Origin of the sequence: Streptococcus sciuri (genome assembly GCF_024814375.1) — a bacterium.
Taxonomy (GTDB): Bacteria; Bacillota; Bacilli; order Lactobacillales; family Streptococcaceae; genus Streptococcus; species Streptococcus sciuri.
This window is the reverse complement of the sequence record NZ_JANUXX010000001.1, coordinates 163,316-176,190: the sequence shown is the minus strand read 5'-3', so window position 1 is coordinate 176,190 and position 12,875 is coordinate 163,316. Positions and strand designations below refer to the sequence as shown.

16 protein-coding genes and 4 pseudogenes are annotated in these 12,875 nt (G+C 42.2%); all 20 read right to left on the bottom strand.

Translation table 11 applies throughout. The annotated features are described in order from the left end of the window. Nucleotides 1–46 precede the first annotated feature (46 nt). Entirely contained in the window at nucleotides 47–178 is a 132-nt protein-coding gene (locus NXS10_RS00895) for a hypothetical protein (protein WP_259136656.1), read from the bottom strand. A gap of 32 nt (nucleotides 179–210) precedes the next feature. Next, a pseudogene (locus tag NXS10_RS00890) lies at nucleotides 211–629 on the bottom strand (hypothetical protein). 11 nt (nucleotides 630–640) lie between these two features. Further along, complete coding sequence (locus NXS10_RS00885) at nucleotides 641–1,210, bottom strand: major tail protein (RefSeq protein ID WP_259136654.1); 570 nt, start codon at nucleotides 1,208–1,210, stop codon at nucleotides 641–643. 1 nt (nucleotide 1,211) lies between these two features. Next, nucleotides 1,212–1,538, bottom strand: a complete 327-nt coding sequence (locus tag NXS10_RS00880) for a hypothetical protein (RefSeq protein WP_259136652.1) — start codon at nucleotides 1,536–1,538, stop codon at nucleotides 1,212–1,214. Between the two features lie 8 nt (nucleotides 1,539–1,546). Continuing rightward, nucleotides 1,547–1,915: an HK97 gp10 family phage protein gene (locus NXS10_RS00875; protein WP_259136651.1), complete on the bottom strand. Its 369-nt coding sequence runs from the start codon at nucleotides 1,913–1,915 to the stop codon at nucleotides 1,547–1,549. Then, nucleotides 1,893–2,246, bottom strand: coding sequence for a head-tail adaptor protein (locus tag NXS10_RS00870; protein WP_259136650.1), 354 nt, complete (start codon nucleotides 2,244–2,246; stop codon nucleotides 1,893–1,895). The genes NXS10_RS00875 and NXS10_RS00870 overlap by 23 nt, the downstream gene beginning before the upstream one ends. After that, nucleotides 2,246–2,503, bottom strand: coding sequence for a head-tail connector protein (locus tag NXS10_RS00865; RefSeq protein ID WP_259136649.1), 258 nt, complete (start codon nucleotides 2,501–2,503; stop codon nucleotides 2,246–2,248). The genes NXS10_RS00870 and NXS10_RS00865 overlap by 1 nt, the downstream gene beginning before the upstream one ends. A gap of 2 nt (nucleotides 2,504–2,505) precedes the next feature. Then, nucleotides 2,506–3,710: pseudogene (locus NXS10_RS00860) on the bottom strand (phage major capsid protein). A 12-nt stretch (nucleotides 3,711–3,722) separates the two neighbouring features. Then, entirely contained in the window at nucleotides 3,723–4,421 is a 699-nt protein-coding gene (locus NXS10_RS00855; RefSeq protein ID WP_259136647.1) for a head maturation protease, ClpP-related, read from the bottom strand. Beyond that, nucleotides 4,414–5,697, bottom strand: a complete 1,284-nt coding sequence (locus NXS10_RS00850) for a phage portal protein (protein WP_259136644.1) — start codon at nucleotides 5,695–5,697, stop codon at nucleotides 4,414–4,416. Before NXS10_RS00850 ends, NXS10_RS00855 begins: the two co-directional genes overlap by 8 nt. A 68-nt stretch (nucleotides 5,698–5,765) precedes the next feature. Beyond that, a complete protein-coding gene (locus NXS10_RS00845) occupies nucleotides 5,766–6,023 on the bottom strand; it encodes a hypothetical protein (protein WP_259136642.1) in 258 nt (85 codons plus the stop codon). 25 nt (nucleotides 6,024–6,048) lie between these two features. Further along, nucleotides 6,049–6,419: pseudogene (locus NXS10_RS00835) on the bottom strand (type II toxin-antitoxin system death-on-curing family toxin). Then, complete coding sequence (locus tag NXS10_RS00830) at nucleotides 6,416–6,673, bottom strand: type II toxin-antitoxin system Phd/YefM family antitoxin (protein ID WP_259136638.1); 258 nt, start codon at nucleotides 6,671–6,673, stop codon at nucleotides 6,416–6,418. Before NXS10_RS00830 ends, NXS10_RS00835 begins: the two are co-directional and overlap by 4 nt. Nucleotides 6,674–6,743: 70 nt before the next feature. Further along, a pseudogene (locus NXS10_RS00825) lies at nucleotides 6,744–8,323 on the bottom strand (terminase large subunit). Next, complete coding sequence (locus tag NXS10_RS00820) at nucleotides 8,320–8,793, bottom strand: phage terminase small subunit P27 family (RefSeq protein WP_259136637.1); 474 nt, start codon at nucleotides 8,791–8,793, stop codon at nucleotides 8,320–8,322. The pseudogene NXS10_RS00825 and the gene NXS10_RS00820 overlap by 4 nt, the downstream one beginning before the upstream one ends. After that, nucleotides 8,793–9,110 (bottom strand): hypothetical protein, encoded by a 318-nt coding sequence (locus tag NXS10_RS00815; protein ID WP_259136636.1) that lies wholly within the window; start codon nucleotides 9,108–9,110, stop codon nucleotides 8,793–8,795. Before NXS10_RS00815 ends, NXS10_RS00820 begins: the two co-directional genes overlap by 1 nt. Before the next feature lie 76 nt (nucleotides 9,111–9,186). Next, nucleotides 9,187–10,461, bottom strand: a complete 1,275-nt coding sequence (locus NXS10_RS00810) for a DNA cytosine methyltransferase (protein WP_259136635.1) — start codon at nucleotides 10,459–10,461, stop codon at nucleotides 9,187–9,189. Beyond that, on the bottom strand, nucleotides 10,458–11,759 hold the full coding sequence (locus tag NXS10_RS00805; protein ID WP_259136634.1) for a site-specific DNA-methyltransferase: 1,302 nt from the start codon (nucleotides 11,757–11,759) through the stop codon (nucleotides 10,458–10,460). Before NXS10_RS00805 ends, NXS10_RS00810 begins: the two co-directional genes overlap by 4 nt. Continuing rightward, on the bottom strand, nucleotides 11,731–12,186 hold the full coding sequence (locus NXS10_RS00800) for a helix-turn-helix domain-containing protein (RefSeq protein WP_259136633.1): 456 nt from the start codon (nucleotides 12,184–12,186) through the stop codon (nucleotides 11,731–11,733). The genes NXS10_RS00805 and NXS10_RS00800 overlap by 29 nt, the downstream gene beginning before the upstream one ends. A 317-nt stretch (nucleotides 12,187–12,503) precedes the next feature. Next, nucleotides 12,504–12,869 carry an HNH endonuclease gene (locus NXS10_RS00795; protein ID WP_259136632.1) on the bottom strand — a complete coding sequence of 122 codons (366 nt, stop codon included), beginning with the start codon at nucleotides 12,867–12,869 and terminating at the stop codon, nucleotides 12,504–12,506. Nucleotides 12,870–12,875: the final 6 nt, after the last annotated feature.

Below are 12,875 nucleotides of genomic sequence, written 5' to 3'. Positions count from 1 at the left end.
CGTCTCTCCTCCTTTCACTAGGATTTTAGCCCGTATTTAATTCCTATCAAAAGTTATCAAAATCAGATTGAGTAGCCCTACGTTCACCAGTTTGGTCTTTGGTTCGCAACTCCACGTAATCGGTTTGGTAATCCAGTGCCATTCCAATAGAAATGTGTTTAAGGTCATCTATCGTCAAGCCTGTTTCCTTACAACAAGAAAAATAACTCTCTACCGTGAAGACTTCTTCACTCGCTGACTCTGTTTCATCTGCTTTTTTCGAGTGGACATCCCCTGATTCAACATCTCCATCAAAACCGGTGCTACTTCCTGAACTGGAAATTCCTCCATATCCATAAAGAAATCCATAAAAGGTTTAACACGAGGATTAGCAGATTTGGCAAATACCCAAAAGAGTCTATGAAAAAAGGTCATATCAAAATCAGATAAAATGGAGACATCAATTTGATTGACCTCTAGTTCTTCACCTTCTTCCAACTGTTCTAACTTATCCAATATGGCTTGACTATTGACCATCGAAAATAAATCCTGAAAATAGTCTTTCCCAAACTGTTCCTTATAAGCGATGGGGTGTAGGCATTGGTCGCCAATTCATACGTTTCTCCTGCAATCACCATATTTGTTCTCATTTTCTTCTCCCTTACTTATGGGGTTCAAAGACTGCCTTGAACCAATTTTGTCGGATTTCGTCACTTGTTTCTTCTGTGGTTCTACGACGCACCACTTTGTCTAGTGGACGTGGATTAGCCGTAAAGGAAAGTTCAACCTCATTGATGTCCGAGCCTGACTTTGTTTTTGAACCAACAGTTGGTCGTGAGGCATAACAATAATAAAGAACATGTAAGGTTTCCTTCTTATCGCCTTCAAATCGGAACATCAAAGCAAAATACTTCTTCTCGCTATTTGCAATCTCAGAGATGGTATTAGTCGTCTCATCCAATTTTTCGCCAAGAACCCGAGTCAGAAACTCCTGCGTGAGAAGAGCAACCTTTAACGTCCCCTCGTATCCGTCGTTGGATTCTGAGGTATAAAAGTTGATATTGTCTGCCTTGTAAGAACCCTTGTCCCCAGTTGGTTCAAGAGTTAATTCTGCCGCACCACGCAAGCGCTCAACAGTTCCATAGGTGAGAGCACCATCTGCGCCCTCGTTCGTTACTTCGGTCCAATGGACATCTTGCAGTCCAAAGGTAACCTTATTCTTTTCTGCCATCTTATCCTCCATATAGTGTGATGTGATAATTGATTTGGTAGAGTTTCTCACTAGCTATGTAAGTCTCTACCTTGTCAAAATACATAAGGTGGGCATCAAGGACTGCCTCCACCTTTGTTTCTGTTTCTAAATCTTTCTTACTTGTGTAAAGCTCAATCTGAAGGTTTACTTGTTTGTAATAAGCCCAATTGTCTGCCCCACGATTATCTGAATCAGTGACTAAATACACCATAAAGGGAGGAGGGGGACTATGTCCTTCCTCAAAGTGATGATAGGCTACTGGGAGTTTGGTCTCTTTAAGGGCATGATAGAGTTCTTGAATTGGCATTCGTCACCTCACAGTTTCTGTCTCAGCTTTTCTTCAAAAGACTGAATCGCCTTTTTTTCTACTGGTGCGATATGCTTTCGCCCTTCAACATGACCACCATTTTGCTTGGCATGCCCATCTTCTAGAAGATGAGTTAACCCTGGCCTTCGGTTATGAATGGTTTTGGTAAGAGCTGTGTTGGTATCAGTCGTTGCCTTACTTTTCCAGCCCTTGGCATAGCGCCCTGTCTTTTTAGGAGAGGTTGCTTTTAAGAGTTCAATCGCTTCAATCGTTACTTCTTCAACGATATCTCGCATAGTATCAGTGGTGTTGTTGGCATATTCTTCCAACTCTTTTGCGATAATCGTGCCGAATTCATCCAGTCCTATCTTGGTCATTGGTCTCCTCCTTAGTCGCCACAATATAAATCAAGTTCCGAGGACTACTATCCCCATTGATTGATTCAACAGAGTAAGTCTGACCTCGGAATGTAATTTGGGTTGTGAGTGAACACAAATCCAGTACCTTCTTTTCATACCGAAGGGTGAATTGAACCTTATTGTGAATCAGTTTTGTGACACTACCATCGCTTTCCGTCATGGCAAGTGGTCGACAGGAACACCAGCGGTCAAAAAGAGGGGACCAAGTAGATGATTCATTACCTATCTCATCCTGTACAAGCTGACGAATTTGAAAGGTCAAGCGTTCTCGTAATGGCGCAATCTTCATCAGAACACATCCTTTCGTTCTGCCAATAGTAAGTGATAAAGCGTCTCTTTCAAAGCTTTATGATTTGCATCTTCTCGGTGTTCATAAAGATAGGCAACCCCATAGAGGATTGCCGTCTTTAGAAGCACTGAGGTACTTGATTGACGCAAAATATCTTCGCAGAGTTGGTGACTGGTTTTAATCAACTGCTCAATCAAGTCATCCTCATCGTCATGTTCTACCTTGAGGTAGAGTTTCGCATTTTCTAGACTAACCATAACTACTTAGCCTTTATCGTCAACGTTTTCACTGCTTCTGGAAGAACCAATTTCCCATCCACACGTTGGCTGGCAAGAAAACCAATCTGACTATTATTGGCATAGAGCTCGTTGAGACGCTTGAATGTTCGACCTTGACGGTCTGCGATCCAGTAGTAAGAGAAATCACCGAAAGCAATGGCTTTATTGCCTGCTTCTGGAAGTGGGCAAAGGTCGAAGTATAGTAGGGACGGTTAAGAATCAAATCTGGTTGTCCAGCTTGGGTTGAAGGCTGCCAAATATAATTGCCGTTATTATCCTTGAGCTTGCGAATGGCTTTGACCGTTGTGTCATGTAAAATCCACACTGCGTTCTTACGATACGGTGCTGGTAGGGAATGATACAACTCAATCATATCATCAAAAGTGATATCTTTTGTAGCAGTTGTTGGTCCAGTCACATCGACTTGAGTAAAGATACCTGTGGGTTTCTTAGAGCCATCACCAATGAGAAAGGCTTTCTCTTCTTCTGTACCAATACGGCGAGCGAACTCTGTTGTCATGTAGGATTCAAGGTCAAAGACAGAATCATTTAACAACTCTTCAGAGACACGAATGGCAGTCCCAATCTTATGAGAATCCAGTGTCACTTGACCGAAGGTTTCGTCAGTTTCTGGATAGAGACCATTTTCATCCATCCATGAAGCCGTACCATGTCCTGTCACAACAGGAATCTTACGCTCTCCGCTTGACGTTTTGATAACTGTCGCAAGGCTACGGAAGAAGTTTTCTTCTTGAAGCCCTTGTACCAGTTTTTTCTCATACTCATCAGGGACAAGATGACCACCTTCTGTATCTTCCCCCACACGAAGGGCATTGTTCAAATCCAAGAAGTTCCGCTTACGGACACTCGTCCAAAACGTTTGGGCATAGACATCTGATGCAACACCTTTCTTTTCACCCTCTACTACCTTGTCTTTTAAGACTGTCGTTGGTTGTGTGGTGAGGGCTTGCGAGGTTGGTTGAGCGAGTTCAAGGTCCATTTTTTCTTGTCGTTCCAAACGGGCAATTTCTTGATTGTAGAGATTGATTTTTGACTCCATCTCTTCATAGCGTTTGGAATCTTCTTCTGACACGAGTCCGTCTTCTGTACGGACTGAGTCAAGGAAAGTTTTAGCTTGTTGCCAAGATTGGTTCCGTTTTTCTTTTAATGCAAGTAATGTAGACATATATATTTCTCCTTATTTCAGTAAGTTTAACCGTTTTTCTAATTGATAGAGGGGGATGGTAGGTTTCTGTTGGGGGTGTTCTAATTTAGCCTGTAGCTTCACCACAAGGTCATGGTCAGTCGTCACCCGACTAAAGGCATAGCTAGAAATCTCCAAATCATTAAGAGAGTCCTCCTTGTTAAAAAGAATCTTATCCGCAAAACCTAGCTCCACTGCTTTCTTGGCATTGAACCACGATTCACTGTCCATCAAGTGCGACAGCTTGGTCCTTGAAAGTCCTGTTCTAAGCTCATAAGCATTGATAATGGATTCCTTGATTTCACCCAGCATCTCGATCACTTTTGCCATATCCTTGGCTTCACCTTGTGCTACTGTCCATGGATTATGGATCATCATCATAGCCACTGGACTCATGGAGACCGTAGTCCCAGCCATGGCGATGACACTAGCGCTACTTGCGGCTAAGCCATCAATCACGACATGGACATTCCCCTTATAATCCATAAGCATGTTATAGATTTGAGCTGCCGCAAAAACATCACCCCCTGGACTGTTAATCCAGAGGGTGATGTCTCCTTTATCTGCATGTAAATCTTTCTTAAAGAGCTGTGGGGTGACTTCATCGCCAAACCACGTCTCATCCGCAATCTGTCCTTCAATGCGAAGCGTTCGGCCACTATCACCTTCTGTAAAATTCCAAAATTTATGCATTTATGTCCTCCTCAGATTGAATCTCTTGTTCTGGCAGTGCTTGTTTCATAAACCCACCTGCATCTTTCAGTTTGGTCATGTTTCCGTTAATTAAGTAAAGGTTACCTCCTTCCTCATCTGAAAGGAGGTTCAAGTCCTCAAGTTCGCGAATATCGTTAGTCGATAGCCAGCCATTTTGTCTACCAATCGCATAGCCATTCATACGACTTTGATAATCTCCACGTAGAAGACCGTCCACATTGAACTTGACAAAGTAGCTTTTCTTTTCTTCAGGTAAAAAAAGAGACCTCTTGAAGGCTTGTTCTAAACGAACCACCCATGGGTCTAAGGTATATTTGACAAATTCTAAAGACTGTTGTTCGATGTTTGAAAAAGAGGATTTCTCTAAATCACCAACCATATGTGGAGGGATGCGATAGAGCCGTGCAATCTCATTGATTTGGAATTTTCTAGTTTGAAGAAACTGGGCTTCTTCTGGTGGGATCCCAACTTGAGTGTACTTCATCCCTTCCTCAAGAACTGCCACCTTATGAGCATTTGTGACGCCATTGTAGACAGCGTTCCACGAATCCCTCACTCGTTTAGGATCTTTTAGAATTCCAGGGTGCTCCAAAACTCCTCCGGGATTTGCCCCATTCTTGAAAAAGGAAGCTCCGTAGTTTTCAGTTGCCAAGGTCATTCCAATTGCATTCTTCGCAAGTGCAATGGGAGAATAACCTACCAAACCATCAAAACCAAGACCGGGGATATGGAGCACATCTTCCTGTTTCAAGGTGACAGCCCCTTTATCCCTAAAGTTTGGATTCTCCTCAGTCTGTCGCTGGTATTTGTAGTAGAGTTTTCCACTATCATCACGGTGGACAGACATCTTATCTGGTAAGAGAGGATAAAGACTAATGACTTGACCACTCCTATCTCGGATAATCTGCACATAGGCATTTCCCCATATTAGTAAGTGAGTCATCACCGTCTCTCGAAAGACAAAAGATGACATCTCTGGATTCGGCTCATCATGGAGTAAGAAATAAAGGGGATGTTCCACCTTCTTTTCCTTGCCAGTAGCCGTTCGTTCGTAGACATGAATAGGCAGGGAGGCAATAGCTTCTGCGAGGATTCTCACACAGGCATAAACAGCTGTCGTCTGCATGGCCTTAAATTCATCCACATTCTCACCGCTAGTCGTTCGTCCAAATAGGTAGGAAAAGTCCTGACCTTCATAGCTATTTTGTGGTTTATCTCTGGCTCGTTTTAATCCAAGATAATCTAGTAATCCCATATACCCTCCTTTCGAGTACGAAAAAAGCACCTCATTTGAAGTGCCTTTAGTCTATTCTTACAAGGTATTCAACAGTCTTTCTTACAAACCATATGATTTAATTGATTAGCTCGAACATCAAAATAATGTTTGGCGAGCCATTCCGCTTTTTCATGCTCATTTGAAAATTTCTTCACCTGATCAATTACTGAATCTTCTATGCCAGTCACAAAGTCTAAGTAGTCATTTACAAGATCCTCTAGTTCCACACCTAATTCAGCACAGATTGCTCGGACGCTTAATACAAGATCTTCATCAACTTCTATAGGTAAAATATTATTTGCCACAATTGCCTCCTCACTAAGCAAATGTTTAATGGTTCCTGATGTATTCCAAAATTGCATTATAATCTAATTCTGATGAAGCAACTCCAAGACCTAGCTGAACAATTTCCTCATCAGTCTGATTTAAGACAATACCATTTAATTCAAGGAAAATAAGCATGACATAAACTCCAATTCGCTTGTTACCATCAAGGAAGGCATGATATTAACTAGCGAATAACAAAGTCTAGCAGCTTTTTCTTCTATACTTGAATATTTTTCAACACCAAAATAAGAACTAAAAGCTGAAGATAAAGAAGATTCTATTAGGCCAGCATCCCTGACACCATCTAAACCACCAGTCGTTTGAATTAGTCTACTGTGCAGTTCAATAATCTGATCAACAGTTAGTATTCTCATTTAGCCAATTCCTTAAATGCATCAAGATGGCGTGATAATACTGAAATCGCAACTTCATCCAATGTCGTTTGCTCAACAACTTCTGGTGTTTCTTGCTCCTCTTTGACTAGACTCTGGTAATCTACTAAAACATACTTTGGTGTATTATTTTTCAAAATCACTGCAGTACCGTTAATATCGACCATTCGAGCTACTTTGGAGAAGTTTTGATTCGCTTCAGAAATAGAGACTAAGTTTTCAATATTAATTTGCATAGCTATTTCCTCCTTTTCTCTATTTTATCACTTTTTAGGATATATTCAACCTATTTAGGATTTTTTTATCCTAAAAACTCAAAATGCCTCTCTCATCATAAATACTTCCATCATCTCCTTGGTGACGAATACAGCGGTCAAGTCCCATAATGAGGGCCACAATGCCATCAATCTTTTCAACTGATTTTTCCTTATCAGGTTTGATATTTCCAGCTGGGTCTTGTCGCATCACAACATTTTGTGCCATCCACTTAAGCACTGGATGCCCACCGTGTTGGATTTTCCCCTCCATCATCAGTTTGTACAGTTCCTTGGAGGGCGGACTCATATCCTTGTAGCCCTGACCAAATGGAATCATGGTCAAGCCCATGCCCTCAAGGCTCTGCACCATCTGCGTCGCATTCCAACGGTCATAAGTAATTTCCTTTATATGGTAAGTTTCAGAGAGTTGTTCAATGAATTTTTCGATAAAGCCGTAGTGAACAACGTTGCCCTCGGTAGTTTTGATGTACCCCTGACGTTCCCAAACATCATAGAGAACATGATCACGTCGACAACGAAGGGCTACAACCAAAAGAAGGGGAAGATAATGTAGTTCTCCTCGCTGTGCCTTGGAGGAAAGACCAAGACAAATGCTGTGATGTCTGAGGTGCTAGACAAATCAAGCCCTGCGTAACAGTCTCGCCCTTTGAGGGCTTCATAGTCAATTGGTATATTTCCCTTGGCAAAAACATGTTCAGGAATCCAAGCCACGCTTGAACTGGTCCACATATTTAGTCGTAGTTGCTTAAAAACATTTTCTTCTGCTGGGTTATCAAGAGCCTGCCTATAAGCCTCTCGGACACGGTCAATCCCAATGGTATGTCCAAGTGAGGGATTTGCCTTAAGTCAATTTGCCTCATCATTCCAATCGTCTTCATCTGACAAGCCATAAACCACAGGATAGAATGACGTGTCCTTCTTTCTACCTTTTAAGATATCCAGAGCCTTGGTATGGAGTTCATAACAAATGGAATTCTTATCATTACCAGCTGTTGTGATAATGAAAAAGAGGGGTTGTTCACGAGCATCTCCAGAACCCTTGGTTAAAACATCATAAAGATGACGATTGGGTTGAGCATGGATTTCATCAAAAACAAGACCTGAGACATTCAAACCATGCTTTGTTCCTGTCTCTGCAGATAAGACTTGATAGAAGCCCGCATTGGAATAATTGACAATTCGCTTGGTTGCCCCCATTATCTTGGAACGTTTCTCAAGTGCTCGACTCATCAAGACCATTTGTTTAGCGACATCAAAGACAATCGAGGCTTGATTACGGTCGCAGGCTGCCCCATACACTTCAGCACTTGCTTCACCGTCCGCATACAAAAGATAGAGGGCAATGGCGGCTGCTAGCTCTGACTTGCCATTTTTCTTTGGAATTTCAATGTAAGCCGTTAAGAATTGTCGATTGCCATCTTCTTTGACAATCCCAAAGATGTCTCGGACAATCTGTTCCTGCCACGGCAGAAGGTCAAACTTCTTTCCCGCCCACTTCCCTTTGGTGTGGGAAAGATTAGTAATAAAAGTCACTGCCCTATCCGCCTTTGCCTTATCATAATGTGAAGTCGGAAGCATAAAAGGGCTTGGTTCGTAATGATAGGTCATAGAATACCTCCTAATAAATCTTCCATCTCATCTCCTGACCCCACCTCACTATCCATCATCGCAAGGCGATTTCTGGCAGACGGTGTTAAACCAAACTGTTCACAAAACTTGAGCATGATTTTAAGATTCGTCTGACTAATAGAGACTTGGGGAACTTGTTGGAGATAACCATTAGGGGTCTTGATGATGGAGCCGTGTTTTGAGAGAAACTCCTCTGCTTCCTTCCACCTCGCATAGGCTTGACAATACCCTGCAAAGGCTGTCATATCCATCTCCGTCAGGATACCCATCTGTTCGAGGATTTTTCCCATTCGCTTCCATTCCTTCTTGGCATCATCTTCAAGCCACTGTGGGCAACGTGGAGCTTTCTTTTGGGGGTTAACCTCCTTAGTGGGCAGAGGACGTTTGCCTGGATTTCCTTCAAGTATTTTCAAATTAGTAGGCTTTGGTTTCCGCCCTCTAACTGCCACTATCTCACCTCCATTCCATCAAAAAAAGGGCTGTTGCCCTTATTGCAAGAAATAGCTTGTCTAAAGGTAAACTCTGCAACTTCTGCCTCCGCAAGTCGTTCCATTTCTTCCACTGTTGGTTGTCCTTGGCAAAATTCCCATAATTCGTTATGAGCATTGCGGGCGCATTCGAGAGCCATCTTGGCAATATCTGCCATTTCCCAAGCATGCCCGTATTGACCATTTTGGGCAGCTTTCCGAGTTGCTTCTGAATAACGTTTCACTGCCTTGGTTTCAATTTGGATTCCTTCAAAGGCTTGTTCTCTTGTTTCGTACATAGTTCTTTCTCCTTTGATTTTGGTAGCTATAGTTTAACTCTAAAAGGAGAAATTATCCAGTCATTTCTGCTTATTTTCAAAGATTTTTTTGAGTGTTTTCGGTATCTAAAATCGCTCGTCCAATGGCATATACCACGGTAACCGTCACTCCATTTCCAGCTTGTTTGTAGAGTTGGGCATCCGAGTTTACCGCTTCAGCTTTTTCAAACAAATCATCTGAAAATCCTTGGAGTCTGAAACACTCTCGTGGAGTTAGTCGTCTGATTTTCACCACTCGACCATTCCAAACCACCGTTCCCATCTGTCCACTACAAGAAAGATTATGAGCGATACCCTTACCAACCCTTGCACGTCTTGTGGAGGAGTTAGGATAGGACAAACCCACTGAATCTCCAAGTTCTGCAATCTGACAACCTTGCTTTGTCCCATTGCGAACTTTAATCCCTGCAAGGACACCATGGCGGTCTTGTGAGGTAAGTGTAAACATTGGCTCATCAACATCTTTCAGCCGTCTGCCATTTTGTCGTTTGGTCACCCTATCTGGTGTTAGAATAGGTTGCACCTCAAGGACGCCAGAGTTCATCGCCGTACGCTTAGTGGCTCCTGCTGTGTAACGAGCAGTAATACATCGTGCTTCTTCTGTTACTTTAGGTTCAGTCAAGGATTGGTCAATCAGATATAAACCAGTCTTAGCTCCCAAGCCTCCACCCTCACCAACAAGGGAGGTAGAAATACCACTAGGGTCGTAGACACGATAACTTTGCATCCCACCTATAAGTTGTTTAAGAGCCTTGCCGCCTTCTCCGCTGATAGGTAGTACTTGTCGTCGACCTCGATTTCTAAGATGTCCGAGAGTATAGATGCGTTCTCGGTTTTGGGGAACTCCGTAATCTTTTGAGTTGAACACTTGCCATTCAAGGTCATACCCTGCTTGGTCCAAGATAGAGAGATAGTCGAGATAATCTCGTCCCCCGCTACTTGATAGAAGTCCCTTAACATTTTCAAGGAGAACCCATTCGGGTCTATCTTCTTCTTTTTGGCTCTGGATAAGCTCAACAAATCTAAAAAAGAGTCCACTTCGTTCACCGTATAAGCCTGCTCGCTTTCCTGCGATAGACACATTTTGACAAGGGCTTCCCGCACACCAGATATCTGCTTTTGGAAGTCGTGTTGGGTCAATGCTTGTGATGTCGTCATGAAACCATTCTCCTTTCGTGTCATACATTGCTTCATAAGATTTTCGTGCAAATTTATCCTTTTCACAGTAACCAATACATTTGAAACCGGCTAATTCTAAACCACAACGAAAGCCACCAATTCCTGCAAAGAAATCAAGAAAGGTTAGGGTCATAGACTTTCCTCCAATTTTTCGTCTTCGAAAGAAAAGTCTTGATTCACAAAATCATAGACTTCATTAGCTAACAGTTTTTCGCCATTACGAATGACAAATACATCATCAAGGCTATTGTCTTGCAAGGCTAGATAGCGACGAATGATAGCAGAAGCATATTTAGAGTCAAGCTCCATGACAAAGCAGATACGTCTCAGTTGTTCAGCCGCAATCAGTGTCGACCCTGAGCCACCAAATAAATCTAGGACAATCCCATTCACTTGACTGGAATTTTTCATCGGATAGGCTATTAAAGGAAGTGGTTTCATCGTTGGGTGAAGTTTTGATTTGGTTGGCTTGTTAAACTCCCAAATAGTTGTCTGCTTTCGATCACCATAAAATTTATGTTTCGCTGTATCTTTAAAGGCATAAATAATTGGCTCATGTCTCATTTGGTAATCCATACGGCCAATCACCAAAGCATTCTTCACCCAGATACAAGTTGTCGAATAATGAAACCCAGAATCAACCGTCGCATGATAGAAGTTGACTTTTTCAGCATCAGAATGAAAGACATAGAGTGCCCCACCATCCGCAAGATGATGGTAAACATTTTTTAACGCCTTGAAGAGAAAGTTGTAAAATTCCTCACCTTTCAAATCATCATTGATGATGGTCATACCAGTACCACCCGTGTAGCTACACCCATAAGGGGGATCAGTGATACAGACGTTGGCTTGGTTACCGTCCATCAGTTTGGCAACATCTTCTTCTGATGTTGAATCCCCACACATTAGGCGGTGTTTTCCCAATAACCAAATGTCACCTTTTTGGACAAAGCTATCCGCCTCAAGTGCTTTATCAATATCAAAGCTATCATCTTCATCAATGTTCTTGTCATGAACATTCGATAGAATATCATCAATCTCTGGTGGCTCAAAACCAGTCAGGTCAAGGTTAAAATCAGACTCCTGCAAATCCAAAAGCAAATCGGCCAGAAGCTCTTCATCCCACTGACCCGTGATTTTGTTTAAAGCAATGTTCAGTGCTTTTTCATCTTCCTTCGATAAATCCACAATAACACATTTGGCCGTTTCGTACTTGAGGTCTTTCAACACCGTCAAACGTTGGTGACCTCCAATAACCGTCATGTCTTTGTTTACGATGATTGGGTCAACATAGCCAAACTTGAGTAGGCTTTGTTTAATCTTTTCATACTCCTTGTCACCCTTTTTCAGTTTCTTTCTAGGATTGTAAGAGGCTGGCTTTAAGTCTCTTAGAGGGAGTTCTTTAATCTCCATGTTGGGTTGAGTTGTCATTGTGACCTCCATTATAAAATCGTGTTTGAATGTAGCACTCGTGGCTACAATACTTTCTTGTTGGGTTGGCATAGGATAAAAAAGACCTGCCACAATTCTGGCAAGTCAATTCATCATATGCAGTTTTGGTTTTGTCGTGTTCATCAGAGTGGGCGTTCCACCAGCTCTTACGACAATAATCTGAGCAGAATTTCTTCGGTCTGCCCTTTGAATAGTGTTTCAATAGCTGACGACATTGCTTACAATGCTTTCCATTTCCTTCGTCAAACATCTGCTTTACAACATCTCCATAGCCTTTTAGCTCGGGAAACCTTCCACAATATTTTTTGACAGTATTGTAAGACAGATTCAACGCAGTCGCAATCTTTCCATAACTAAATCCCTCACTTCGCAGGCTCCAAATCTGTCTACGCTGATTTTCGTCCATAGGTTTTCCTCCTTAGTCTAAATTGATTGTTTTATACCATTTTTTACCACTTTTTTCCTTAAAAAAGCACATTTTTTAATAACTAAAAGACGATAATACCCCAAGAAAGAATCTAACCGTCATAAGGTATCACACCACTTTTCTTTTCATTTAGTGTACCCCTTAGCGAATTTTGCGATTTTTCACGTTTGAGGGGGCGTCGGTCTTAGAGCCTCAAGGGTTTAGAGATTTGTTCCCCCCTACCCAAAGGAGTGAAAAAAGGATACTTTTGGAACGAAACTCAGGGATTTGAAAAACGTCCCCTCTTGAGAGAATGACTAGAACCGATAGGTATATTCCACATATCGGTCAATCGTCTTGGTCTTTCTATCGTGACAAGGCTTGCAGAGAGCTTGCCAGTTGGATTGATCCCAGAAAAGTTCTTTGTCCCCTCGGTGAGGAGTGATGTGGTCAACCACAGTTGCCTTGGTCAGTCGCCCTTTTTTTTGGCAGTAAACACACAGAGGATGGAGCTTCAGATAACGAATCCTAGCCTTGTTCCACTGAGCGTTGTAGCCTTTTGATTTGGTGGACTTAGCATCGAGTAAGTGATTGCTTTTATGGTCTTCACAGTACTTGTTTCCATAGGTCACAAGGTTAGGACAACCATTCTGCTTGCAAGGGATGCTTGGTCTTCTTGGCATAACAGT